Annotated in this window: 25 protein-coding genes; 16 read left to right on the forward strand and 9 right to left on the reverse strand. The window is 70.6% G+C overall.

Translation table 11 applies throughout. From position 1 onward, the window contains the following. Positions 1-3: 3 nt before the first annotated feature. The 12 genes from HJC40_RS21490 to HJC40_RS21545 all read left to right on the forward strand — a co-directional run bounded on the left by HJC40_RS21490 (position 4) and on the right by HJC40_RS21545 (position 11,669). Positions 4-1,515, forward strand: coding sequence for an MFS transporter (locus HJC40_RS21490; RefSeq protein WP_250003064.1), 1,512 nt, complete (start codon positions 4-6; stop codon positions 1,513-1,515). 81 nt (positions 1,516-1,596) lie between these two features. Next, the gene (locus HJC40_RS21495) at positions 1,597-2,244 is read left to right on the forward strand and encodes an alpha-ketoglutarate-dependent dioxygenase AlkB (protein ID WP_250003065.1); all 648 of its coding nucleotides are present in this window, start codon (positions 1,597-1,599) and stop codon (positions 2,242-2,244) included. Positions 2,245-2,709: 465 nt separating this feature from the next. Continuing rightward, entirely contained in the window at positions 2,710-3,435 is a 726-nt protein-coding gene (locus HJC40_RS21500) for an ABC transporter ATP-binding protein (RefSeq protein ID WP_250003066.1), read from the forward strand. Beyond that, positions 3,432-4,136 (forward strand): ABC transporter ATP-binding protein, encoded by a 705-nt coding sequence (locus tag HJC40_RS21505; protein ID WP_250003067.1) that lies wholly within the window; start codon positions 3,432-3,434, stop codon positions 4,134-4,136. The genes HJC40_RS21500 and HJC40_RS21505 overlap by 4 nt, the downstream gene beginning before the upstream one ends. A gap of 1 nt (position 4,137) precedes the next feature. Beyond that, positions 4,138-5,016: a branched-chain amino acid ABC transporter permease gene (locus HJC40_RS21510; protein ID WP_250003068.1), complete on the forward strand. Its 879-nt coding sequence runs from the start codon at positions 4,138-4,140 to the stop codon at positions 5,014-5,016. 43 nt (positions 5,017-5,059) lie between these two features. Then, positions 5,060-6,070, forward strand: coding sequence for a branched-chain amino acid ABC transporter permease (locus HJC40_RS21515; protein WP_250003069.1), 1,011 nt, complete (start codon positions 5,060-5,062; stop codon positions 6,068-6,070). Then, complete coding sequence (locus tag HJC40_RS21520; RefSeq protein ID WP_250003070.1) at positions 6,067-7,332, forward strand: ABC transporter substrate-binding protein; 1,266 nt, start codon at positions 6,067-6,069, stop codon at positions 7,330-7,332. Before HJC40_RS21515 ends, HJC40_RS21520 begins: the two co-directional genes overlap by 4 nt. A 45-nt stretch (positions 7,333-7,377) precedes the next feature. Further along, complete coding sequence (locus HJC40_RS21525) at positions 7,378-8,121, forward strand: SDR family oxidoreductase (RefSeq protein ID WP_250003071.1); 744 nt, start codon at positions 7,378-7,380, stop codon at positions 8,119-8,121. Continuing rightward, positions 8,118-8,894: an SDR family oxidoreductase gene (locus tag HJC40_RS21530; RefSeq protein ID WP_250003072.1), complete on the forward strand. Its 777-nt coding sequence runs from the start codon at positions 8,118-8,120 to the stop codon at positions 8,892-8,894. The genes HJC40_RS21525 and HJC40_RS21530 overlap by 4 nt, the downstream gene beginning before the upstream one ends. Next, entirely contained in the window at positions 8,891-9,886 is a 996-nt protein-coding gene (locus HJC40_RS21535) for a phosphotransferase family protein (protein ID WP_250003073.1), read from the forward strand. Before HJC40_RS21530 ends, HJC40_RS21535 begins: the two co-directional genes overlap by 4 nt. After that, positions 9,886-11,088 (forward strand): acyl-CoA dehydrogenase family protein, encoded by a 1,203-nt coding sequence (locus HJC40_RS21540; RefSeq protein ID WP_250003074.1) that lies wholly within the window; start codon positions 9,886-9,888, stop codon positions 11,086-11,088. Before HJC40_RS21535 ends, HJC40_RS21540 begins: the two co-directional genes overlap by 1 nt. After that, positions 11,085-11,669: a TetR/AcrR family transcriptional regulator gene (locus HJC40_RS21545; RefSeq protein ID WP_250003075.1), complete on the forward strand. Its 585-nt coding sequence runs from the start codon at positions 11,085-11,087 to the stop codon at positions 11,667-11,669. The genes HJC40_RS21540 and HJC40_RS21545 overlap by 4 nt, the downstream gene beginning before the upstream one ends. Before the next feature lie 106 nt (positions 11,670-11,775). Here HJC40_RS21545 and HJC40_RS21550 read toward each other — a convergent pair whose 3' ends face one another. Genes HJC40_RS21550 through HJC40_RS21565 form a run of 4 tightly spaced genes read right to left on the reverse strand, consistent with a single transcriptional unit; the run spans position 11,776 to position 15,555 of the window. After that, positions 11,776-12,384, reverse strand: coding sequence for a DUF6886 family protein (locus HJC40_RS21550; protein WP_250003076.1), 609 nt, complete (start codon positions 12,382-12,384; stop codon positions 11,776-11,778). Positions 12,385-12,443: 59 nt separating this feature from the next. After that, complete coding sequence (locus tag HJC40_RS21555; protein WP_250003077.1) at positions 12,444-13,535, reverse strand: alcohol dehydrogenase catalytic domain-containing protein; 1,092 nt, start codon at positions 13,533-13,535, stop codon at positions 12,444-12,446. After that, entirely contained in the window at positions 13,532-14,929 is a 1,398-nt protein-coding gene (locus tag HJC40_RS21560) for an aldehyde dehydrogenase family protein (protein WP_250003078.1), read from the reverse strand. The genes HJC40_RS21555 and HJC40_RS21560 overlap by 4 nt, the downstream gene beginning before the upstream one ends. Next, positions 14,929-15,555, reverse strand: coding sequence for a TetR/AcrR family transcriptional regulator (locus tag HJC40_RS21565; RefSeq protein ID WP_250003079.1), 627 nt, complete (start codon positions 15,553-15,555; stop codon positions 14,929-14,931). The genes HJC40_RS21560 and HJC40_RS21565 overlap by 1 nt, the downstream gene beginning before the upstream one ends. Positions 15,556-15,618: 63 nt before the next feature. Here HJC40_RS21565 and HJC40_RS21570 point away from each other — a divergent pair, with 63 nt between their 5' ends. Both HJC40_RS21570 and HJC40_RS21575 read left to right on the forward strand, forming a co-directional pair. Continuing rightward, entirely contained in the window at positions 15,619-16,791 is a 1,173-nt protein-coding gene (locus HJC40_RS21570; protein ID WP_250003080.1) for an acyl-CoA dehydrogenase family protein, read from the forward strand. Between the two features lie 46 nt (positions 16,792-16,837). After that, positions 16,838-18,394 (forward strand): long-chain fatty acid--CoA ligase, encoded by a 1,557-nt coding sequence (locus HJC40_RS21575; RefSeq protein ID WP_250003081.1) that lies wholly within the window; start codon positions 16,838-16,840, stop codon positions 18,392-18,394. On the opposite strand, the gene HJC40_RS21580 is transcribed toward HJC40_RS21575, so the two are convergent. Next, positions 18,362-18,796 carry a (deoxy)nucleoside triphosphate pyrophosphohydrolase gene (locus HJC40_RS21580; protein ID WP_250003082.1) on the reverse strand — a complete coding sequence of 145 codons (435 nt, stop codon included), beginning with the start codon at positions 18,794-18,796 and terminating at the stop codon, positions 18,362-18,364. The two genes, HJC40_RS21575 and HJC40_RS21580, sit on opposite strands and share 33 nt — an antisense overlap. Positions 18,797-18,979: 183 nt before the next feature. Between HJC40_RS21580 and HJC40_RS21585 the strand changes: the two genes are divergently transcribed. Together HJC40_RS21585 and HJC40_RS21590 are read left to right on the forward strand one after the other, a co-directional pair. After that, positions 18,980-19,297: a 4a-hydroxytetrahydrobiopterin dehydratase gene (locus HJC40_RS21585; RefSeq protein ID WP_250003083.1), complete on the forward strand. Its 318-nt coding sequence runs from the start codon at positions 18,980-18,982 to the stop codon at positions 19,295-19,297. A 17-nt stretch (positions 19,298-19,314) separates the two neighbouring features. Then, positions 19,315-19,677, forward strand: coding sequence for a PH domain-containing protein (locus HJC40_RS21590; protein WP_250003084.1), 363 nt, complete (start codon positions 19,315-19,317; stop codon positions 19,675-19,677). A gap of 40 nt (positions 19,678-19,717) precedes the next feature. Here HJC40_RS21590 and HJC40_RS21595 read toward each other — a convergent pair whose 3' ends face one another. From HJC40_RS21595 to HJC40_RS21610, 4 genes are read right to left on the reverse strand one after another with little or no spacing between them, the layout of a single operon-like run. Beyond that, on the reverse strand, positions 19,718-20,449 hold the full coding sequence (locus tag HJC40_RS21595; RefSeq protein WP_374272374.1) for a Type 1 glutamine amidotransferase-like domain-containing protein: 732 nt from the start codon (positions 20,447-20,449) through the stop codon (positions 19,718-19,720). Then, positions 20,446-21,279, reverse strand: coding sequence for a nucleotidyltransferase domain-containing protein (locus HJC40_RS21600; protein WP_250003086.1), 834 nt, complete (start codon positions 21,277-21,279; stop codon positions 20,446-20,448). The genes HJC40_RS21595 and HJC40_RS21600 overlap by 4 nt, the downstream gene beginning before the upstream one ends. Next, complete coding sequence (locus tag HJC40_RS21605) at positions 21,276-22,010, reverse strand: class I SAM-dependent methyltransferase (protein ID WP_250003087.1); 735 nt, start codon at positions 22,008-22,010, stop codon at positions 21,276-21,278. Before HJC40_RS21605 ends, HJC40_RS21600 begins: the two co-directional genes overlap by 4 nt. Continuing rightward, positions 22,007-23,173, reverse strand: coding sequence for a G5 domain-containing protein (locus HJC40_RS21610; protein ID WP_250003088.1), 1,167 nt, complete (start codon positions 23,171-23,173; stop codon positions 22,007-22,009). The genes HJC40_RS21605 and HJC40_RS21610 overlap by 4 nt, the downstream gene beginning before the upstream one ends. Positions 23,174-23,211 lie beyond the last annotated feature (38 nt).

Raw genomic sequence — 23,211 nt, forward strand, 5'->3', positions numbered from 1 at the left:
GTCATGACGGAGCGCAACCCTCGGCGTTGGTTGATCCTCGGTGTGCTGTGTCTGAGCCTGCTGGTGGTCGTCGTCGACAACATGGTGCTGAACATCGCGATCCCGTCGCTCATCCGCGACCTCGGCGCGAGCACCGCCCAGATTCAGTGGATCATCGACGCGTACATCCTGGTCTTCGCCGGCCTGCTGCTCACGGCGGGCAGCCTGTCGGACCGCCACGGCCGTCGCCGCGGACTGGTCATCGGCCTGGTCGTCTTTGGCGGCGCCTCGGTGCTGGCGACCCTCTGCCGGACCCCGGAGCAGCTCATCGCCGCACGCGGCCTGATGGGGGTCGGGGCCGCGTTCCTCATGCCGGGCACCCTCTCGATCCTCACCACGGTCTTCGCCGAGGACGAGCGCAAGAAGGCCATCGCCATCTGGAGCTCGGTGCTCATGCTCGGCGCGCTGGGCGGGCCCAGCCTCGGCGGCCTGCTCCTCGAGCACTTCTGGTGGGGCTCGATCTTCCTGCTCAACGTGCCGATCGCGATCCTCGGCATCCTCGCCGCGCTGGCCGTCATCCCCGAGTCCCGCGGCACGGCGAGCCGGCCCGACCTCCTCGGCGCGCTGTTGTCGATGATCGGCATGACCGCCCTGGTCTGGGCCGTGATCTCGTCGGCCCAGGACGGCTGGAGCTCGATCTCCACCCTCGGCGGTTTCGTCGTCGCGGCCCTCGGACTCACCGCCTTCGCCCTGTGGGAGCGCAAAGTCGCCGAGCCGATGCTGCCACTCAAGCTCTTCCGCAACCGCAACTTCGCGGGCGCCAGCCTCTCGATCGTCCTCCTCTCGTTCTCCGCGGGCGGGGTGCTGGTCGCGCTGACGCAGTACCTCCAGTTCGTGCTCGGCTACGAACCCCTGAAAGCCGGCACGGCCTTCATTCCGATGATCGTCACCGCCATGGTCTTCAACGGCGTGGGCGTCGTCGTCGACAAGAGATTCGGCACCCGTACGGCCCTGGCCGCCGGGCTGCTGCTCATGGCCGGCGGCTTCGGGATCCTCACCTCGCTCTCTCCGGGAGACGGCTATCTCAAGCTGGCGTTCGCCCTCGTCGTCATGGGCATGGGCAGCGGCACAGCCGGGCCGGCCGCCTACGGCACGCTGATGAGCGCGCTTCCGCCCGAGCGGGTCGGCGTCGGCTCGGCGGTGAACGACACCGTGCAGCAGGTCGGCACCGCGCTGAGCGTTGCCGTGCTCGGCAGCGTGCTCACCGCCACCTATCGCGCGGCCATGCCCACCGACGCGGCCGACCAGGCCCGCGACTCGATCGGCGAGGCGCTGCGGATCGCGACGGCGACCGGTGATGCGGCGCTCGCCCGGGCCGCGCAGGATTCGTTCGTCTCGGCGATCGCATCAACCTCTCTGATCGGTCTCGTCGGCGGAGTCGTAGCAGCGGTGGTCGCGGTGGCCGTCCTGCGTCCGTCGCCGAAGGGCGTACCAGACGATGCCGCCGCCGAGCCGGAGTCGCAACTGGCCGGCTGAGGCCTGTGGACAACTCGGGCCCGGACGAAAAGGGCTGTGGACAACGAAACGATCCTCGAACAACCGTACTAACATGGCGGCATGACCAGCACCTACCAGCCGTCGATGTTCGACCTGCCCGGCGACGCCGGGGGCGGCCCCGCCTCCGGCGTCGGCGAGCTCGCCGGCCGCGTCACCCGTCATCGCCTCACGGCCGGTGCCTGGGTCGACGTGCTGCCCGGCTGGCTGCACGGGTCGGACGACGTCTTCGAGTCCCTGCTGGGCATCGACTGGCGCGCCGACCGCCGCCAGATGTACGACAACGTCGTCGACGTGCCCAGGCTGCTGCGCTGGTTCGGCGGCGATGAGCAGCTGCCCCATCCCGCCCTCACCGAGGCTCGGTCCTCGCTCAACGCCCACTACGCCGACGAGCTGGGCGAGGAGTTCGTCACCGCAGGCATGTGCCTCTATCGGGACGGCCGCGACAGCGTCGCCTGGCACGGTGACACGATCGGCCGCTCGGCCCGGCACGACACGATGGTGGCCATCGTGTCCGTCGGCTCGCCGCGCCACCTCTCGCTGCGCCCGCGGGCGGGCGGCCACGAGACGCTGCGCTTCCCGCTCGGCCACGGCGACCTGATCGTCATGGGCGGCTCCTGCCAACGCACCTGGGAGCACGCGATCCTCAAGACGGCCCGGCCCGTCGGCCCGCGCATCAGCATCCAGTTCCGCCCCGTCAACGTGGCCTGAGCCGACCCGGCACCCATCGACCGCAGCCGCATCACCGGCACCAAGCCGCCGCGCCACCGCCCCGCGCCGCCGCGCCACCACGCCGCGCCACCACGCCTGCCGGGCCGCCGCCGCTACTGAGCGGGCCGCACCTCGCCGCCGGCCGGGCGCACCCGGCTCCGAGCCGCCGCCCCGTCGGGCCACTGTGCCTCCGGTGCCCCGCTACCGACACCCGACGCCCGACCGCCAGACCCGAACGCCCGGTTCTGCGCCCTGGCGCAAAGCTCGCCGTCGGAAGCCCCGAGCGACCCCATACCGTGCGATAAATCTCGATGGAAACAACTTGGAAACAGGCGGTTGACGTGCGCGGAGAGAAAGTTACACTGCGAGTGTAAATAGTTGACCTTCACGCTCCACAGAGGACGGGCCGTGCCTTCCGGCGCTTCCGTTCGTCCGGCCACTCCGCCGCTCCGAGCCGAGGTGACCATGTCAACGGATCCGCGAGACGACTCGACCGACGCCGATCAGGGACTGTCCCTGCACCACATCACCGTTCGCTTCGGGGGGCTGCTCGCCCTCGACGACGTCTCCCTGCGGGTCGCGCCGGGACGCATCGTCGGCATCATCGGGCCCAACGGCGCGGGCAAGACCACCCTCTTCAACGTGATCTGCGGCTTCGTCCCGCCGCAGTCGGGCACCCTCGCCCTCGACGGGAAGCCCTTCCGTCCCCGGCCCCACCACCTCAACCGGCACGGCATCGCCCGCACGCTGCAGGGGGTCGGCCAGTTCAGCGGCATGACCGTCCTGGAGAACGTGCTGGTCGGCGCCCGCTCCCGCCGGCCCGAGACCGACGCCTGGGAGGCCTTGGAACGCTGCGGCGTCGCCGAGCACGCCCGCGCCCTGCCGGGCTCGCTGCCCTACGCGAAACGCAAACGCGTCGAGCTGGCCCGCGCCCTGGCCGCCAAGCCACGCATCCTCATGCTCGACGAGCCGGCCGGCGGCCTGGACGCCGACGAGATCCGCTGGCTGGCCGACCTCATCCAGGGGGCCGAGACCACCGTGCTGCTCGTCGAGCACCACATGGAACTGGTCATGTCGGTGTGCGACGAGATCCTCGTTCTCGACTTCGGCAAACCCATCGCCCTGGGCAGCCCGGCCGAGATCCGCACGAACGACCAGGTCGCCGAGGCCTATCTGGGGGCTGCCGCATGACCGCGCTGCTCGACGTCGAGGGGCTCACGGCCGGCTACGGCGCCGCCCCGGTGCTGCACGAGGTCAGCCTGACCGTCCAGCCTGGACAGATTGTCGCGGTCCTCGGGGCCAACGGCGCCGGCAAGTCGACGCTCCTGCGCACGCTGTCCGGCCTGCTGCCGGCTCAGCAGGGACGCATCCTCTTCGACGGCAAGGATCTGAGCGGCATCAAGGTCGAGCGGATGGTGCACCACGGCATAGCCCATGTGCCCGAGGGCCGCGGCGTCGTCACCGAGCTGACCGTCGACGAGAACCTTCGCCTCGGTGGCCTCTGGCGCAAGCCGCAGCCCCCGCTCGAGCCGATCTACGAGCTGTTCCCCCGGCTCGCCGAACGCAAGAGTCACCTGGGCCACCAGCTCTCCGGCGGCGAGCGCCAGATGCTCGCACTTGGCCGCGCCCTGGTCGCCCAGCCCCGCCTGCTGCTGCTGGACGAGCCGTCCCTCGGCCTCGCTCCCAAGATCACCGCCCACATCATGGCGTTGCTGCGTGACCTGCGTGATCGCACCGGTCTGGCCGTCCTGCTGGTCGAGCAGAACGTCCGCAGCGCGCTCTCGATCGCCGACGAGGGCGTCGTGCTGTCGCTCGGTCGCATCGTGACCCGCCACGACGCCGCGACGCTCGTCGACGACGCCGACCTCCGGCACGCCTACCTGGGGTTCTGACATGGACCGTTTTCTCTTCCTGACCTTCGACGGGCTCAGCCGGGGCGCCGTCTACGCGGCGTTCGCGCTGGCCCTGGTGCTCATCTGGCGGGCCACGCGCATCGTCAACTTCGCGCAGGGCGCGATGGCGGTCGCGACGGCCTACGTGGCCTATTCGGTGGCCGACGCGACCGGTTCCTACTGGCTGGGGTTCATCGTCGCGCTCGTAGCCGGCCTGCTGCTCGGGGCCGGTGTCGAACGCGTGGTCATGCGTTTCGTCGACCATTCGTCGCCGCTCAACGGCGTCGTCGTCGCGCTCGGGCTGGTGCTCATCATCCAGGGCGTGCTCGGCATGATCTACGGCAACGAGTTCCGGCCGGCCACGGCCCCGTTCAGCCGTGACGCCTTCGACATCGGCGGCGTCGCCCTGCTCTCCCGCTACGACCTGTTCGTCTTCGCCGCGGTGGGCGCGGTGGTCGTCCTTCTGACGCTCCTTTTCACCCGTACGTCCACCGGCCTGCGCATGCGGGCGGCGGCCTTCGCACCGGACGTCTCGCGGCTGCTCGGCGTCCCGGTCGGCGGCATGCTGACCCTCGGCTGGGCGCTCGCCGCCGCCGTGGGCTCGCTGGCCGGCATGCTCGTCCTGCCCACCGAGCTGGGCCTGCACCCGACAGCGATGGACATCGTCTTCATCTCGGCGTTCACGGCGGCCGTGGTCGGCGGGCTCGACAGCCCGATCGGTTCGGTGCTCGGCGGCCTGATGGTGGGGCTGCTGCTGTCGTACATCAGCGGTTATCTCGGCGCGACGGTCGCCCCGATGGCCGTCCTGGCCCTGCTTGTGGTCGTCCTCCTGAGCCGCCCCGACGGACTGTTCGCCCGATCGAAAGCGAGGACCGCATGAGGCCGGGACCGCGCCCGAGCGACCGCAGGAAGGCGAGGACAGCATGACCGTCGTCCGTGACCGGGTCGCCACGAGAATCGCCTCACCCCCGATGCACCGGCGGTTGAGCCCGCTGCTCGTGGTGGTGATCGGCGCTGCCATCGTCGTGGCCCTGACCTACACGCTGCCGCCGTTCCGCACCTACCAGCTCGCCACCGTCGGGGCCTACCTGTGCGTCACCGCGGGGCTGACCGTCCTCACCGGACTCAACGGCCAGCTCTCGCTGGGCCACGGCGCGCTGATGGCGACCGGCGCGTACACGCTGGCGCTCTGGCAGAACAAGTTCAACCTGCTCGCCGTCGGCATCGTCGTCGCAATCCTGGTCACCACGGCCGTCGGCGCGGTCATCGGGCTGGCGGCGGCGAGACTGCGCGGGCCCTACCTGGCCGGCCTCACGCTGGCCGTCGCCGTGGTCGTCCCCTCGATCGCCAGCACGTTCGACGGGACCTTCAACAGCGACCAGGGCCTGTCGGTGATCCTGAACCCACCTCCCGACACCATGACCGTCGAGCAGTGGCAGGCCTGGGTCTGCTGGGGCGGCGCCCTGCTCACCGTGCTCGCGCTGGCGCTGCTGACTCGGGGCCGGTTCGGACGCGACATGCGGGCCGTGCGCGATGACGAGACAGCAGCCCGTCTCGCCGGCATCAGCATCGCCCGCACCCAGGTCACGGCGTTCGTCGTCTCGGCCGCCTGCGCCGGTCTGGCCGGCGCCCTGTTCGCGGTGATCGCCCAGAGCGTCTCCCCCGGCGCGTTCCCGCTCACCCTGTCGCTGTTCCTGGTGATGGCCATCGTCATCGGCGGTCTCGGCCGGCTCACCGGCGCCCTGATCGGCGCCCTGCTGCTGGTCGCGCTGCCCGCGGTGGCGCACGAGATCGGCGAGGCGGCCGGCTCGCAGCGGCTGGAGGGCAACCTCGCGCTCACCTTCTTCGGCGTCGTCCTCGTCGTCGTCATGCTCGCCGCCCCCGGCGGCCTTGCTTCGCTGCGAATCCCGCTCAAAAAGAAGGGCCAACGATGAAACGCACCGCGATCGTCCTCGCCGCCGTGCTCCTGGCCGCGGCCGGCTGCAGCAATTCCGGCAACAGCAACGGTGGTGGCAGCAGTGCCGACACTCCGGGGGTGACCGACTCCGAGATCGTGGTGGGCACGCACATGCCGCTCACCGGTCCGGCCGCCGCCGGTTACTCCAAGATCGCCCCAGCCACCAAGGCCTACTTCGACTATGTGAACGCGAACGGTGGCGTCCACGGCCGCAAGATCACATACAAGATCATGGACGACGGCTACAACCCGGCCAACACCCAGCAGGTCGTACGCCAGCTGGTGCTGCAGGACAAGGTCTTCGCCATCCTCAACGGCCTGGGCACGCCCACCCACAGCGGCGTGCTCGACTTCCTCAAGACCAACCGGGTGCCCGACCTCTTCGTGGCCAGCGGCAGCCGCAGCTGGAACCAGCCCGACAAATATCCCGGCACGTTCGGCTTCAACCCCGACTACACCGTCGAGGGCAAGATCCTGGCCACCCACGTGAAGGAGAAGCACTCCGGCAAGAAGGTGTGCTTCCTCGGCCAGGACGACGACTTCGGGCGCGACAGCCTGGCCGGTATCGAGAAGATCCTCGGCCCGGTCGCGGCCAAGCAGTCGTACGTGACCAGCAACCCCAACGTCGGGCCGCAGATGGGCGCGCTCAAGGCGGCCGGCTGCCAGGTCGTCATGCTCGCCACCGTCCCCGGCTTCACCGCGCTCTCGATCGGCACCGCCGCCAAGATCGGCTTCAAGCCGCAGTTCGTGGTCAGCAACGTGGGGTCCGACCCGACCACGCTGGCCAAGACGCTGGGCGCGGCCGCGCCGCTGCTCGAGGGCGTCGTGGCGGCGAACTACCTGCCGCTGGCCACCGACACGGCGAACCCGTGGATCCAGCTCTACTCCAAGGTCAACACCCAGTACAACGCCAATGCCGAGCTGGACAACAACGTCGTGTACGGCATGTCCGTCGCGTACCTGTTCGTCCAGTCGCTGCAGTCGGCCGGCAAGGATCTGACCCGTGACGGCGTCATCGAGGCGGTCAAGAAGGGCGGCTTCACCGGCCCCGGCCTGGTGCCGGTCCGCTATTCGGCGAGCGACCACTCCGGGTACGGCGGCGAGCAGCTCACGACCATCAAGGGCGGCAAGGCCGAGTACTTCGGCGACGCCTACCGCACCGACGACGCGGACGGCGCGGTCGAGGTCTACAAGACCGCGGCGGTGGCCCCGCCAGCGAACGGCATCCCGGCTGCCTAAGGTGGGCTGCGGGATCAAATGATCGAAACTGACGAGGGAGCGGCGATGGCGGACCAAGTGGCGATCGTGACGGGAGCCAGCAGAGGGATCGGGTTCGCCATCGCGCAACGCTTCGTGGCCGACGGGTACAAGGTCTGCATCACCGGCCGGGACGCGGCCGCGCTCGACTCGGCGGCCAAGGACCTGGGCGGCGCCGACGTGGCGATCGGTGTGGCCGGCAAGGGCGACGACCCCGACCACCGGGCCGCGGTCGTCGACACCGTGCTCGGCCAGTTCGGGCCGGTCACCGCGCTGGTCAACAACATCGGCATCAACCCGGTCTACGGCCCGCTGGGCTCGATCGACCTGGGCGCGGCCCGCAAGATCTTCGAGGTCAACGTCCTCGGCACGCTCGGCTGGGTGCAGGAAGCCCTGCGCGGCGGGCTGGCCGAGGGCGGCTCGATCGTCAACATCTCCTCGGTCTCGGGCGTGCGCCCGGCGCCCGGCATCGGCTTCTACGGCGTCACCAAGGCCGCGCTGATCCACCTCACCGAGGAGCTGGCCGTCGAGCTGGCGCCCAAGGTGCGGGTCAACGCGGTCGCTCCCGCCGTGGTCAAGACCAAGTTCGCGTCGGCGCTCTTCGAGGGACGGGAGGATCAGGTGTCGGCCGGCTATCCGCTGGCCCGGCTGGGCGTCCCCGAGGACGTGGCCGGCGCGGTCGCGTTCCTCAGCTCGGCCGACGCGGGCTGGATCACCGGGCAGACCATCGTCATCGACGGCGGCGTCACGCTGACCGGGAAGATGCAGTGAAGCGCGTCGTCGTGACGGGCGCCGGCGGCGGGATCGGCGCGGCCCTGGCCCGCCGGTTCGCGAGCGAGGGGGCCGAGGTCATCGTCAACGACCTCGATCCGGCCGCGGCCGAGGCGGTGGCCAGCGACATCGGCGGCCTGCCGGTGCCGGGCGACGCGGCGAACGAGGACGACACCCGCCGCCTGATCGACACCGCCTGGGCCGAGCTCGGCGGCATCGATCTGTTCTGCGCCAACGCCGGTGTGCTGACCGCGGGCGACGAGAGCACGCCGGACGACGTGTGGACCCGCGACTGGAACGTCAACGTGATGTCCCACGTCTACGTCACCCGCGCGTTGCTGCCCCGCTGGCTGCAGGACGACCAGCCCAAGCGCCTGCTCATGACGGTCAGCGCGGCCGGCTTGCTCACCCTGCTGGGCAGCGCCCCCTACGCGGTCACCAAGCACGCCGCCCTCGCGTACGCGGAATGGCTGCGCGCGACCTACCACCACCGCGGCATCACCGTGCAGGCGCTGTGCCCACAGGGTGTCCGCACCGACATGCTGACCCGGGGCAGCGAGCGGGGCAGCGCCAGCGCCGCGCTGCTGGCCGAAAGCGCCCTGGAGCCCGACGTGGTCGCGGCCAAGGTGGGCGAGGCCCTGCTGGGCGACAGCTTCCTGATCCTGCCGCACCCCGAGGTGGCCGAGTTCTATCGCCTGCGCGCCGGTGACCCCGACCGCTGGCTGGGCGGCATGAACAAGATGCAGCGCGCGTTCGAGAGCGGCGCCCGATGAAGGGGCTCGATCTCGAGCACCTGCAGGCGTACCTGGGAAGTACGCGCCCGTTGACCGGGAGCATGTTCGCCGGTGGCCGGTCGAATCTCACGTACGCGATCACCGACGGCGAGCAGCGCTGGGTGTTGCGCCGGCCGCCGCTCGGCCATGTGCTGCCGACGGCGCATGACATGACGCGCGAACACCGCGTCCTCGAAGCCCTGTCGAAGGCCGGTTTCCCCGCGCCGCGGCCGGTGCTGCTCTGCACCGACACCGAGGTGATCGGGGCGCCGTTCTATCTGATGGAGCACGTCGACGGGACGATCTACCGCGACGTGTCTCAGCTCGAGCACCTCGGCCCGGAATCGATGCGGGCGCTGAGCCTGTCGCTCGTGGACACCCTGGCCGACCTGCACGCGCTCGACCCGGCGGCGATCGGGCTGGCCGACTTCGGCCGCCCCGAGGGGTTCAACCAGCGCCAGGTCCGCCGGTGGAAGAAGCAGCTCGACGCGTCCCGCAGCCGGGAGGTGGCCGGCATCGAGGAGCTGCACGCCCGTCTCGCGGTCCACATCCCGGACGGCGGGCCCGGGACGGTCGTGCACGGCGACTTCCGTCTCGACAACGTGCTGATCGGCGAGCAGCTGCAGGTCAACGCGGTGCTGGACTGGGAGATGTCGACGCTGGGCGACCCGCTCAGCGACGTCGCCCTGATGTTCGTCTACGCCGACCTGCCGCTCAACCCCGGCGCCGACGGCACGCCCACCGCGCCGCTGCGGGTGCCCGGGCATCCGAGCCTGGCCGAGCTGGGCACGCGCTACGCCGAGCGCAGCCGGCGGGACGTCAGCGACCTGCATTGGTACGTGGGATTCGCCGCCTTCAAGCTGGCGGTCATCCTGGAAGGCGTGCACTACCGCTACGTTCAGGGCCAGACCGTCGGCGCGGGTTTCGAGACGATCGGCGCCATGGTCGGCCCCCTGGTCATGCGCGGCCACGAGGCGCTGGAGGGACACTGATGGAGTTCGCCTTCGACGAGCGGACCGAGGACTACCGCAAGCGGCTTCTCGGGTTCATGGACGACCACATCTATCCGGCCGAGGCCGAGTTCCACAGCGAAGGATGGGAACCGCCGCCGATCCTGGCCCGGTTGCAGGCCCAGGCCAAATCGGCCGGGCTGTGGAACCTCTTCCTGCCCGGCGAGCACGGCGCCGGACTGACCAACCTGCAGTACGCGCCGCTCGCCGAGATCACAGGTCGCAGCCCGCACCTGGCGCCGCCCGCGCTCAACTGCGCCGCGCCCGACACCGGCAACATGGAGGTGCTGGCCGAGTTCGGCACCGACGAGCAGAAGCAGCAGTGGCTCCTGCCGTTGCTCGACGGCACGATCCGCTCGGCCTTCGCGATGACCGAGCCGCAGGTCGCCTCGTCCGACGCGACCAACATCGGCACCCGCATCGAGCGCGACGGCGACGACTACGTCATCACGGGACGCAAGTTCTACATCACCGGCGCGATGAACCCGAACTGCCGCATCTTCATCGTGATGGGCAAGACCGACCCCGACGCGGCCCGGCACGTGCAGCAGAGCATGGTGCTGGTCCCCCGCGACACCCCGGGCGTGACCGTCAAGCGCGGCATGACGGTCTTCGGCTACACCGACGGTGATCACGGCGGCCACGCCGAGGTGCTGTTCGAGGGCGTACGGGTGCCGGTGTCGAACCTGATCGGCGAGGAGGGCGGCGGCTTCGCGATCTCGCAGGCGCGGCTCGGCCCGGGTCGCATCCACCACTGCATGCGGCTGATCGGGATGGCCGAGCGGGCCCTCGAGCTGATGTGCATGCGAGCGTTGAGCCGCACCCCGTTCGGCAAGCCGCTGGCCGAGCAGGGCGTCGTGCAGGACTGGATCGCCGAGTCGCGGGTGCGCATCGAGCAAGCCCGGCTGCTGGTGCTCAAGGCGGCCTGGCTGATGGACACGGTCGGCAACAAGGGAGCGCACACCGAGATCCAGGCCATTAAGATCATTCTGCCGGCCACAGTCGAGTGGATCGTCGACAAGGCCATCCAGACCCACGGCGCCGCAGGGGTCGGCCAGGACACGCCGCTGGCGGCGTTGTGGGCGGCCGCGCGCACGCTGCGGCTCGCCGACGGACCGGACGAGGTGCACAAGCGCTCGCTGGCCCGGCGGGAGTTGAACCGCTACCGGAGCGCAGCCTCATGACCCCCGCCCAACCCCGGGTCGACGGGCGCACAGCCCGTTCCGAACGCACCCGCAACGCCATCGTCGACGCCCAGCTGCAGCTCATCCGCGAGGGTGACCTGCGGCCCACGGCCGACCGCATCGCCAAGACGGCCGGCGTGTCGCTGCGCGCGCTGTGGAGTCACTTCGCCGACATGGAGGCGCTGTTCACGGCGAGCGGCAAACGGGTGCTCGAGCTGCGCGACGCCGCCCACCGGCCGATCTCACCCGACCTGCCCCTGACCGAACGCATCGACGCGTACTGCCGCCAGCGGGCCCGGCTGCTCGAACAGATAGGCCCGACGGCCAAGGCAGCCGCGATCAAGGAGCCGTTCAGCGAGACGCTGCGCCGCTATCGCCGCATGCACGTCAAGCGGGTGCGGGACGAGCTCGCCACCCTCTTCGCGGCCGAGATCGACGGCAACGAAGAGCTGCTCGACGCGCTGACCGCCATCAGCATGTGGCCCACCTGGTCGACGTGGCGCGAGAACATGGACCTGTCGGTCGCCGCCGCCCGGGCCGCGCTGGCCCGCACCATCACCGCCCTGCTGGCAGCGCGCTGAACCAAGCCGTCCCCCGCGCCGAACCGAGCTGTGCGCCGACTCGCGCGCGGGATCAGGACGGCGCCGCGGGCCGCGGGAATGAGGTCGGTACTGCGGGCCGCGGGATTTAGGTCGGCACCGCGGGCCGCGGGAATGAGGTCGGCACCGCGGGCCGCGGGAATGAGGTCGGCACCGCGGGGCGGGGCTTCGCGTTGGCCAGGCGGATGCCGCTGTGGCCAAGCGTGCTCCGGACGACCTCGTCCCAGAAGGGCCACAGGTTGTCGAGCACGCGCAGCTGGATGCCGGCCGCGGCGTGGCACGCGAGCAGGTCGCCGACCTCCTCGGCCGGGCCCAGCGGCTCGACCGGCTCGGTGGCGACCATCGCGTGCGGCTGGGACCCCGGCGAGGCGATGGGCCGGAACAGCCCCGCTGGGAGCCGATAGGCGTAGAGCCTGGTCGTGCGCAGCGCATCCAGCCACCCGTACTCGACGGCATGGACCCGGTCTCCACACCCCGCCCCGACGATGCGATCCCGGTCCACATCGGAGGTACCGTCGATCACCCAGGCCATGGCCCGCGGACACTGGCGCGGAAACCAGTAGTCGGGCGCACGGTCGTGGCCGACCGCCCACACGTACGCCTCGGCCTCTCTCGACGTCGGCGCGACGTGCGGCACGAACCGGGTGATCGTCGGGTCTTCGCTGAAGTGCAGCACTTCGCCGGGCCGGGGACGCATTCCACTCTTTCTACCGGAAGCAAGTGAGCGGGGCAGCGCCCTCCTCGATCATCCCGCCATCAGGCCAGCGTCACCACTGAGCGAGCGCCCTCTCCCCGGGCCATGCGGTCGAAGGCGGCCGGCACGTCGGCCAGCCCGATGCGGTCGGTGATGAGGTGGCCGAGCGACAGACGGCCGGACAGCACCTCGTCGGCCAGGGCCGGGATCTCGACGTCGAAGTCGGCCGAGCCGTAGACCGAGGAGCGCAACGTGCGCGCCGACGAGAAGATGTCCAATGCGGACAGCATGACCTGGTCGTCGTTCGAGCCCATGCCGACCACGGTCACCTTGCCGCCGCGGCGGGTGGCCCGCCACGCGGCCCGGATCGTCACGGCGCGGCCCACGCACTCGAAGGCGTGGTCGGCCCCGCGGCCCGAGGTGCGCCCCCGGATGTCCTTGGACAACGCGTCGGACGAGACCACGAAATCGGACGCGCCGGCCGCCTCGGCCAGACCCTTCTTCGCCTCGGACACGTCGACCGCGATCACGTCGGACGCGCCGGCGGCCCGGGCCGCCGCGACGACCGACAACCCGACGCCGCCGAGCCCGATCACCACGACCGACTCGCCCGGGCGCACCTGGGCCGTGTTGCGCACCGCGCCCGCCCCGGTCAGCACCCCACAGCTGAGCAGGGCCGCGGTCTCGAACTCGAGCGCCGAAGGCACCTTGATCACCGCGTTCTGCGGGGCGACCACCTGGTCGGCGAAGGCGCCCAGACCGAGCGCCACGTGCACCGGCACGTCGTCGAGGGTCACGCCGTTCTCGAGCGAGGCCACGCCCGACGACGTCGAGCACAGCCACGGCTCACCGTTCTCACAGAACCAGCATGAGCGGCAGGCCGGCTGCCAGTTGAGCACCACGTGGTCGCCGACCGCGGCCCGGGTCACGTGCTCGCCCACCTCGACCACCTCGCCGGCCGCCTCGTGACCGAGCACCAGCGGATACGACGGGCGGATGGTGCCGTTCACCATGGACAGATCGGAATGGCACACGCCGGCCGCGCGCACCCGGACCCGGACCTGGCCCGGCCCGACCTCGGGCAGGCGCAGCTCGGCCACGGCGGGCGGGCTGCCGCCCTCCCGCAGCACCAGTCCGTTGAAGTAAGCCGTCATCGCTGGATCGCCTTCACTTGCTGGAACTCCGACAGACCGAACTCGCCCAGTTCACGCCCGACACCGGACTGCTTGTAGCCGCCGAACGGCGCGACCGGGTTGAACGAGCCGCCGTTGACGTCGACCTGACCCGTGCGCAGCCGCCGGGCGACCGCGAGCGCACGGTCGTCGGACCCCCAGACGCCGCCGGCCAGCCCGTACTTCGAGTTGTTGGCGATCGCGACCGCCTCGTCGTCGGACGAGAACGGGATGATCGACAGCACCGGCCCGAAGATCTCCTCCTGGGCGAGCTCGCTGGACGGGTCGACGTCGGCGAAGACGGTCGGCGCGACGAAATGCCCCTTGGCGGGCAGGGACGGCTCGCCGGTGACGCGCCGGGCCGTCGCCCGCTCGATGAAGCCGAGCACCCGGTCACGCTGGGCCCGGGAGACCAGGGGGCCGAGCCGGGTGTTCGCGTCGAAGGGATCGCCGACCGGATAGCCGTCGGCGGTCTTGGCGGCCAGCGCGACGGCCTCGTCGTAGTGGCTGCGGTGCACGAGCATCCTGGTCCAGGCCGTACAGGTCTGGCCCGAGTTGAGGAAGGCGTTGCCCACCCCGACCTTGACCGCCCGGGTCAGGTCGGCGTCCTCGAGGATGACGTTGGCCGACTTGCCGCCCAGCTCCAGTGCCACCTTGGCGATGCGGTCGGCGGCGGCGTGGGTGATCGCCCGACCGGTCGCCGTGGAACCGGTGAACGACACCATGTCGACGTCGGGATGCCCGGCGAGGGCCGCGCCGACCACCGGGCCGGTGCCGGTCACCACGTTGAGCACGCCGGCCGGGACGCCCGCCTCGTCGGCCGCGTCGATCAGCAGGAAGGCCACGAGCGGCGTCAGCTCGCTGGGCTTGAGCACGACCGTGCACCCGGCCGCCAGCGCCGCGGCGACCTTGGCCACGACCTGGTGCAGCGGGTAGTTCCACGGGGTGATCGCGCCGACGACGCCGATCGGCTCGTGCTCGATGAGCGAGTTGCCGACGGTGGTCTCCGGGGCCGGCCGCGCCGCCAGGTCAGCGTACGAACGAAGGACCGCAAGCGGAAGGCCGGCCTGGACCGCCTTGGCGATCTTGAGTGGCGCGCCCAGCTCGAGCCCGACGACCCGGGCGATGTCGCCCGCGCGGGCGGCCAGAGCGGTGTGCAGGCGGTCGAGCACCTCGGCCCGCCGGGTGGACGCGGCCCAGCCGTCGAAGGCCGCCCGGGCGGCCGCGACCGCGCGATCGACGTCGGCCGCCGTGCCCGCCGGCACGTGGCCCAGCACCTCTTCGGTGGCGGGATTTTCCACCGCGATCGTCTCGGTGGAGGCGGGTGTGACCCACTCTCCGCCGATGTAGAGGTGTGGCCGGTCGAACGATGTCATCAGCGGGTCCCCATCTCGTATCGGGCCGTGAGGCCGGTGATCAGCAGGTCCAGTCCGAGTTCGAAGGCGCCCTCGTCCACGGCTTCATGATGCTCCGCCAGACGGGGTGCGTGCCGAAGGTGTGGATAACGGTCGTACAGATCGGGGTCGACGTCGAAGCCGAGCGCGAACGACCCGAGCGACGAGCCCGTGACCAGGTATCTCATGAGCGCGCCGATGTGCGTGGCCTGTGCATAACTCCACCCGGCGTCGACCAGGGCCCCGTACACGGCCTCGGCCATCGCCAGCGACGCGGGCCGGCGGCCGGGGCCCCGGGCGAGCACCGGCACGACATTCGGGTGCTCGCTGAGCACGCCCCGATAGGAGTGGGCCCAGTGCCGCAACGCCTCGGCCCAGGGAGAACAGCCGAAGGCCGACACGTCGACCTGCTCGATCACCGCGTCGGCCACCGCGTCGACGATCTCGGCCTTGGTGGCGAAGTGGTTGTAGAGCGAGGGCCCCTGGACGCCCAGCTCGGTGGCGAGCCGGCGCGTCGAGAGCGCCTCCAGACCCTCCGCGTCGACCAGGGCCGACGCCGCCTCGACGATCCGCTGCCGGGTCAGCAGCGTCTGCCGGGGACGGGCCATGCGAGCTCCTGACGCGAAAAGAAGCACTGGACGTGTAAAAACTTACACCGCTAGTTTAACGGCATGGACTTCTCGCTCACCGACGAGGAACGCGCGATTCGCGACACCGCCCGCCAGTTCATCACCCGCGAGGTCATGCCGCTCGAACAGGAGGCGCTGCTGCGCGAGCGCCGCCACGAGCCCGGCCTCGACCGCAGCGAACTGCGCGAGCTTCAACAGAGGGCCAAGAAGTTCGGCTTCTGGGGTCTGTCCACACCGGAGGAGTACGGCGGGATGGACCTGCCGGCCGTGCTGCAGTCGCTGATCTGGACCGAGGTGGGCCGCACCTTCGTGCAGTTCAAGTTCGGCGGCGAGGCCGACAACATCCTCTACTACGCCAATGAGCAGCAGAAGCAGGAATACCTGGTGCCCACGATCGAGGGCGACCGGATCTCCTGCTTCGCGATCACCGAGCCCGGCGCCGGCTCCGACGCGGCGAACATCAAGCTCAGCGCCCGGCAGGACGGCGACGACTGGATCCTGAACGGCGAGAAGACGTTCATCACCAACGGCAACGAGGCCGACTTCGCCATCGTCGTCGCGGTCACCGACAAGGAGAAGGGCGTGCGCGGCGGCGGCACCACGGCGTTCCTGGTCGACCGGGAGATGGGCTGGCGCTCCGAGTTCATCCAGACCATGGGCGAGGGCGGCCCGGCCGCGCTGGTCTTCGACGAGGTCCGGGTGCCCGGCCGCAACATCCTGGGCGAGGTCGGCCAGGGGTTCGAGCTGGGTATGAAGTGGATCGGCAAGGGCCGCTACCTCATCCCCTCCAACGCCCTGGGCATCGCCGAGCGGTCGCTGGGCATGGCCATCGAGTACGCCAACACGCGCGAGACCTTCGGGCGCAGGATCGGTGAGAACCAGGCCATCCAGTGGATGATCGCCGATTCCGAGGTCGAGCTCGAGGCGGCCCGCTGGCTGATCCTGCGCGCCGCCTGGACGGTCGACCAGGGCGAGGACCCCCGGCACTCGTCGTCGATGGCCAAGCTCTACGGCGCCAATATGGTCAACAACGTGGTGGACCGGGTCATGCAGATCCACGGCGGGATGGGCTACACCCGCGAGCTTCCGATCGAACGGTGGTACCGCCAGGTGCGTTTGATGCGTATCTATGAAGGGACCGACGAGATGCAGCGCCTCATCATCTCGCGCGACCTGCTTCGCGGTTACACCAAAATCGGAGGGCACCTGGCATGACCGACTGCACCGGAGTCAGCGAAGTGCGATCCACGGGAGGCTCAGCATGACGCAACTGTCGCTCGCCACCGTCCTGGCGGAGTCAGCCCGGAAACATCCCGAGAAGATCGCGGTGATCGACAGCCTGACCACCGAGCGGATCAGCTACCGCGACCTCTGGCAGCAGACCCTCGCGTACGCGGGTGGCCTGCGCGAACTGGGCATCCGGCCCGGTGACGTGGTCGCGGTCCAGATCCCCAACCTGGCCGACTTCCCGCGGGTCTACTACGCCGTGCTGGCGGCCGGGGCCACGATCGTCCCGATGCACCTGCTCCTCACCCCGGAGGAGAACGCGTACGTCCTGCGCGACAGCGGCGCCAAACTGCTGGTCGCCCATTCCAGCCAGCTGGAGAACGCGGCCGCCGCGGCCAAGCTGGCGAGCATCCCCGTCGCCTCGGTCGGCCCGGCCGTCCCGGGGGTGACCCGCCTCGAGGACGCGGCCGCCGCCGGCAAGCCGCTGCGCACCTACGAGAGCCGCGAGGCCGAGGACGTGGCGGTCGTCTTCTACACGAGCGGCACGACCGGCAAGCCCAAGGGCGCCCTGCTGACCCACCTCAACCTGGTCATGAACACGATGGTCAACGTCTTCGACATCCATGACCTGAACGAGAACGACATCGTGATGGGCTGCCTGCCGCTCTTCCACACGTTCGGCCAGACCGTGGGCATGAACGGCACGTTCCGTCTGGGCGGCACGATCGTGCTGATGGCCCGGTTCACCGGCGAGGCCGCGATCCAGCTGATGGTCCGTGAGAACGTCACGATCTTCCACGGCGTGCCGACGATGTACATCGGGCTGCTCGAGGCCGCGGCCAAGGCCGACACGCTGCCCAGCCTCAAGCTCTGCGTCTCGGGTGGCGCCTCCCTGCCGGTGGCGGTGCTCGAGAAGTTCAACGAGACGTTCCACGCGACGATCTTCGAGGGCTACGGCCTGTCGGAGACCTCACCGACCGCCACGACCAACCAGCCCGCGTTCGGCGCCCGGCCGGGCACCGTCGGCCACGCGATCTGGGGGGTCGACGTCGAGATCGCCCGGCCGGAGATCGACGACCGGATCGAGCTGATGGACGACGGCGAACTGGGCGAGATCGTGATCCGCGGCCACAACGTCTTCGCCGGCTATCTCAACAACCCCGAGGCCACCCGTGAGGCCGTGGTCGACGGCTGGTTCCGCACCGGCGACCTCGGCACCAAGGACGGGGCCGGCTTCATCACGATCGTCGACCGCAAGAAGGACCTGGTGATCCGGGGCGGCTTCAACGTCTATCCCCGCGAGGTCGAGGAGGCGCTGGCCCGCCACCCGGCTGTGCTGCAGGTGGCGGTGATCGGCGTGCCCGACCCGGTGCACGGCGAGGAGATCTGCGCGGTGGTGGTGCCCGACCCCGGCGGCATCACGGCCGAAGAGCTGATCGAGTGGTCCCGCGAGAAGCTCGGCAAGCACAAGTACCCGCGGCAGATCCGGTTCGCCGAGCAGCTGCCGCTCGGCCCGAGCTTCAAGGTGCTCAAGCGGGAGCTGCGCAAGACGTACGCCTCAGGTGGGCCGGACGGCGAGCAGGGCGGGTAGTTCGGCGACGATCGGCTTGTCCGCGGGCAGCCAGTGCACGCTGTCCAGCTCGTTCTCCGCGAGCCAGCGCATGGAGGTGTGCTCCAGCGCCCGCGGCACGTCGCCGTCCAGCAGCCGGACGGCGAAGACCCGGAGCACGGCCCGGCCGTGCGCGAGCGGGACGTCGGGTCCGACCCGCTCGCCGACCTCGACGCGGACTCCCAGCTCCTCGGCGCACTCGCGAGCCAGCGCCTGCTGGTCGGTTTCGCCGGGTTCGACCTTTCCGCCGGGAAATTCCCACCGGCCGGCCACCTCGGCCGGCGCGGATCGTTCGCACGCCAGCACCCGTCCATCGGTGATGATCACCGCAGCCACGATGACTTTGCGTGACCGCGTGTCCTTGACATGCTGTTTCGGCGGCATGAATCAAGAGCTTCCCACAAAAGTTTACCGTTCAGGTTGCCCGAGGCGTCCCGATCGTCACGCAAACACGTATATGTGGGCGTGGACATGATTGTCGCGGGAAGCAAGACTTGTGGGCACCGACCATGACGACACGGCGACAGTTTGGCCACAAGCCGGCAACGACGCCTAGGGGGTGCGGCGATGCGGGCCAGAAGACAGCGTGTGAACCGGTCCGACTACCTGAGCGACGCGCTGACGTTGCTCAGCGGCTGGACGCGCGACGGCGTCCAGATCAAGCGCGAGCTGGTGTGCGACGAGAGTCAGCATGCCGCCTTGACGGAGCGGATCAAGGTGGCGGCGGACACACTGCGCATACGCCCCAGCATCCGGCGCGCTGATGGTCACACTCAGATCTGTCTGGGCGACCGCGACGGCGACACTCTCACCGACGGTGATGTCGCGCTGGCAGCCCGGATCGAGGACTTCTACCGTACGGTGACGGCTCCGCATAGCCCTTGATCGCTACCCTCGGGACCATGAGCGAAGTGATCTACGACAACAAGGGTCAGCTTCAGCAGATCGAGAGCGGCCTGCTGGACGGCGAGCAGATCATCGCCGTCTACGACGCGGTGGGCGCGGGCACCGGCTTCATCGGGCTGACCAACCGGCGCGTCATCATCCAGGACAAGTCGTTCGCCGGGAAACGCGTCGCGATCACGAGCATCCCGTACTCGAAGGTCAGCAGCGTCAGCGTGGTGAGCAACAAGAGCTGGGCCGGGCAGTTCTTCTCCACCGGCATCATCGCGATCACTGTCGGCACGCACACCTACGAGGTCGAGTTCCGCGGCTCCGAGAAGACGCACCACGTGCACAACGTGATCCTGCATTACGCCAGCTGAGCCGGTTTCACGGCTGAGCCGGTTTCACAGCAAGCCCGTTTCACAGCACCCGGGTCGGCAGCGGCGTCTCGGTCACCGAGCCGTCCGCCGCGCGCCTCAGCTCGTACCCCAGCGGGCCGGGGCGGTCGGCCACGGCCTCGACCAGCGTGGTGCCGTGATAGACCAGACCGGCCCCGTCGTCGGTCGCGTAGCCGTCGCCGAGCGTGCCGTCGCCGACGTACTCGTGCATCTTGGGCCGCCGCTGCTCCTCGGCGTCGTAGTGCACCCCATTGCTGTACGGCAGCCAGCCCAGCCCGTCGGTGAAGGCCTGCAGGTCGGGCCCGAAGCTGTCGGTGGTGCCGCCCTGGTGCCAGCAGATGGAGCCGGCCGAGACGCCGCTGAGCACGACACCCGACTGCCAGGCCTCGTGCAGGACCTCATCGACGCCGTGCGCCCGCCACAACGCGCACAGGTTGGCCACGCTGCCGCCGTGCACCCAGATGATGTCCTGCTCGAGCAGGTGTGCGCGGATGTCGGCGACGTTCGGAAACGGGAAGAGCTGCAGGTGGGAGACCACGAACTCGCTGCCGGCGAAGGCCCGGTAGTAGCCGCCGATGAGTTCCTCCAGATCGCCGGAGGCCTGGTTCAGCACACAGATGCGCGGCTTGGCCGTAGCGTTCGCGAGCTCGGCGGCGAACCGATGGATCTTGCCCGGCCGCAAGTCGAAGCGGCCACGCCGGCCGACCTCGAGGAACGCGCTGGTGGCCAGGATGGTGGGCTGGTCGGCGGTCACCGCACCATCATGGTGCATGCGTCGGTGGTGTCCAGCGCCAGGTCGGCGGCGATGTCGATGGCCAGCCGCAACCGCAGCGGATCACCCTCGAGCGCGGCGTAGGCCCGGTCGACCCGCTCGGCGAAGCGCTCGGGGGCGCCGGGCAGGGCGGCGGAGGCGGCCACGGCGCCCTTCTCGTTGATCAGCCAGCGGCCGGCCGCGCCGTGCAGGGCGTGCGCGCACACGCCGACCAGCCGGAACAGGCAGCCTGCGACGAAGGCGGTGTCGACCCGGGGGATCCCCTTGCGCGCGATCGCCACCAGGAAGTCCGCCTCCCACAGCCCGGCGATGAGGGCCTGCGACAGCGCCGGCGGATAGGTCCGCAAGCTGTCCCGCAGCGCTCCCAGCTCCCCCGTCGGGTCGGCCAGGACCCGGCCGAGAGCCAGTTCCCCGGCGTACGCGTGATCGGCGAACCCGAGCGGGTGCCCGCCCTGCTGGTGGAAGGCGTAGTGACCCTGCTCGACATCGGCGCACACGGCCCGTACGCGATCGAGGTCCCGATAGATGAAGTCGAGCGCACCGCCGTCGACCTGGAGCCAGCCGCCGCCGTCGACCCAGGGTCCCCAGCCGCCCGGCTCGGTCACTCGCGCGGACGGACCGGCCAGGGCCCGCGCGACCGCGCCCAGCCGGTCGACGTCGAGCGGCGCGCGGTAATAGATGCCCACGTCGGTGTCGGACTCCGGAGTGTGGGTGCCCCGGGCCCGGCTGCCTCCCAGCACGACGCCGACCACGCCGGGCACCCGCGCGAGCTCGGCGGCGATCTCGGCGAGCCGGGCGTCGGTCACGCTCACCGTCGGGCCTCGATCAGGACCCGGGTGGCGTACGAGACGAACATGCCCTTCACGGTGATCTCCTCGTGCACGGCCCGCAACTGGTCCCGGTATTTCTCGATCGTGAAGCCCGGCACAGTCCAGACGACCTTGCGCAGGAAGTGCGCCACCGCGGCGATGTCGTAGAACTCGGCTCGCAGGCGCTCACCACGTACCCGGAGGACTTCGAACCCGGCGGACTCGGCGGCCGCGGCGATCTGCCCGGGGTGCTGGCGAACCGGCGGCGGCAACGGGCCCAGCATGGCCTCGGACAACTCCCGGTTGCTGCCCGCTCCGATCTGCTGGGACAGGAAGACGCCGCGCTCCTTCAGGATGCGGGCGATCCCGGTCCAGTCCGTGACGGTCGGGTGACGGCTCACCACCAGGTCGAACGCGCCGTCACGGAACGGCAGCCGGTCGGTCGCGACGACGGCGCCCAGCCTGGACCGGGCCACCGGGAGGTTCGGCGGCCAGGACTCGGTGGCCACGGTCATCCCGGTGAACCCGGCCTTCGCGATCGCGTAGGCGAAGACTTCACCGCCACCGGTCTGCAGGTCGAGCGCCGCTCCGGCGTGGGTGAGCCGTTCGGCGACCAGGCCGGCGTAACCCCAGGAGGGCCGGGCCTCGGTCGCCCGGCCCTCGAACCAGGAGAAGTCCCAGCCTTCGAGCGGGACGGCCGCGGCCTCGTCGAGCAGCGCGTCGAAGTCCTTCACTGCGGCAGTTTGGGGAGTTCCGGGATCTCGGCGCAATCGATTTGCGGCAGCTCGGCCGGGGCGCCCGGGGCCTCCGGGGGCTCCGGGGCCTCCGGGTCGAGCACGTCGATGTCCTGGCCGGCCAGGGTCAGTCCGTCGCGGACGTCGCGGTCGTGGTGCTCGTCCCGGCCCTCGCGGTCGTCGGGGCAGTACGCCTGGGCCTGGCGCCCCAGCGGCACGCAGACCCTGAGCCTGCGGCAGCCCCCGTCCCCGTCGCCGCGGAGACGGTCGAAGCCACGCCAGGCACCGATCACGATCACCCGGTCCCGGGGCTGGCGAGAGACCGTGGTGTCGATCAGCTTGCGCCCGGTCTCCTGGCCGTCGGTCACGGTGACCAGGTAGCGCAGCGTCTCCTCACCGGGCACCCCGGCGGTCCGGACCTTGCGGAAACCGCGGGGCAGCGCGGCGTCCCGCACGAACTGGGTCTGGAAGGGGATCTCGCGCTTCTCGTACTCAGTGCGCGTGGTGACGGACGGCTTGGAGGGCGACTGGCTCGCGGGCTCAGCCGGTTTCGCCGGCTGAACCGGCGGGGCGGGACGGGCGGGCCGAGCAGGGCGGGCCGGCCGAGCGGGACGGATCGGCTGGGCCGCTTTTCCGGGCGCCGGCCGTGCGGGCGCAGCTTTTCCTGGCGCGGCTGCTCCGGCGGCCTTTCCGGGGGCGGCTGCTCCGGCGGCGGCCTTTCCGGGGGCGGCTGCTCCGGGGGCGGCTGCTCCGGGGGCGGCTGCTCCGGGGGCGGCTGCTCCTCGGGCGGCTGCTCCTCGGGCGGCTGCTCCGGGGCCCTGTAGCGTCTTCGAGCCGGGCGCGGGCTGGTGAGGAGCGTGCGCCTGACCCATCGCCTGCGTCGGCTGACGCGGGACGGTGTGGTCGGCCTGACCCGCCGTACGGGACAGGGTCGCCGCCGGCTCCAGGTCGGGCCGGGCCGGCGTAGGCGCTGATGGCACCGGCATCCCGGCCTGCGGGTCGGCCTGGCCGATCGCGGTGACGATGCGCGGGGCATCGGGGCTGTCCCCGGTCAGCGTGGCGATGCCGACCACGGCCCCGCCGATCGCGATGAGCAGCGCGCTCGTCCCGGCCGTCATTCGTACGCCGAACGGCAGCCGGGCCCACCAAGACTTTCGTGGCATTTCGAGCAATTGCTGCAAAGAGTCACTAGTTGTCTGGT

Source organism: Actinoplanes sp. M2I2 (assembly GCF_023544445.1).
Lineage (GTDB): Bacteria > Actinomycetota > Actinomycetes > Mycobacteriales > Micromonosporaceae > Actinoplanes.